The sequence below is a fragment of the Klebsiella sp. SYXHC3 genome, assembly GCF_057196925.1.
This window is the reverse complement of record NZ_JBXUNG010000021.1, coordinates 1-1,328: the sequence shown is the minus strand read 5'-3', so window position 1 is coordinate 1,328 and position 1,328 is coordinate 1. Positions and strand designations below refer to the sequence as shown.

1 protein-coding gene is annotated in these 1,328 nt (G+C 46.0%); it reads left to right on the top strand.

The window, feature by feature from the left end; genetic code table 11:
• On the top strand, positions 1-1,007 hold a 1,007-nt coding region (locus AC2CGP_RS24110), incomplete at its 5' end, for a VENN motif pre-toxin domain-containing protein (protein WP_213194152.1).
• Positions 1,008-1,328 lie beyond the last annotated feature (321 nt).

The following is a 1,328-nucleotide window of genomic DNA, read 5'->3' as shown; positions in this document are numbered from 1 at the left end:
ATGAGCAGAAGTCGACGATAAGCGCGCTGAGTACGCTGGCGGCGGGACTGATGGGGGGGCTTAGCGGAGGCAGCAGCACGGATGCGGTGGCGGGTGCGCAGGCCGGGAAGAACGCGGTGGAGAATAATTACCTTAGTAGTACAGAAGCCAGACAGCTTGATAAAGAGCTATCCGACTGCAAAGCGTCCGGTAATGACTGCAAGTCAGTTGTTGAGAAATATATCGAAATCAGTAACAAAAATAGCAAAGAACTGGTTGATGCATGTTCTGGTGGTGGCATTGCTTGCGTGACATGGGAAGAGCTTCTTCAAGGGGCGACTAATGTAGCCAATGACGCGAATGCCTCACAGTTCCGGCTGGATGAGAAACTGAAAGATCCTGAGGCTGCGGCGCTGGTGAACTACCTTAATGGCACTGATTTGAAATTCTTACAAGAAAATATCACATCAGGCGATAGATTGCTGTCCGTCATCACCGATCCGACATCATGGCCAGTGCTGGTCATGGGCGGGAAAGCGATTATCACAAATACCGTGACCAATGGAAAAGAACTGTTAATTGCTGCTGGGGCATCAGTGGCTGGGAGTGCAGCTATTCAGTATGGGGTACATGGCGAAGTGAAACTGTCGGATGTGATTGGTGCCGGAGTGATTGGTGCTATTACAGCAGGAAAAGGTTATAACCCAACGGTGACATGGAATGCGGCTGGTGGGTATTACCAGGCAGAGCTTAAAGGTGATGACCCCTTCTTAGGGGCACTCTTGAGTAAAGCAGGTGCTGCAACAGGTTATGCTGCTGGTAATATACTTAAAGTTCCGGCCGATAAGATATTTAATCCGGTATCGAAACAATATGAATGGATTCCTACAGGTGTCTGGACGATAACAAAACCAGCGCCACAAAACTCTCTACCTTCGATCTTAGGTAATACAGGGAATGCAGCTGCTTCCGGAGCATTTACAGAGGGTATGAATGAAGCTCTGAAAAACAATGAGGTGCAACAATGATGAATTTCCGATGTAGATCTTTCATTGTGTTACTTTATCTATGTTTTGCTATTTTTAGCATGTTGTTAATCATCACAATTTCATTCAGTTTGCTTGGTTACTGGATCGGCGGAGGGGAAAATATACTCTCGTTTTTTATTGGTAAATTATTTACATATTTTAAAGTATCTCTTTCTGGAATATTAATAGGTTTTATTCTGTGGTTTTTTTACTATCGGAATATTTAAGTTGAAGTTAAGGTAAATACGATACGGGCGGAAAGTACCAGAAGGTGGCGCAGGCGGTAACGGCGGCGATGCAGGGGCTGGCGGGTGGCAACCT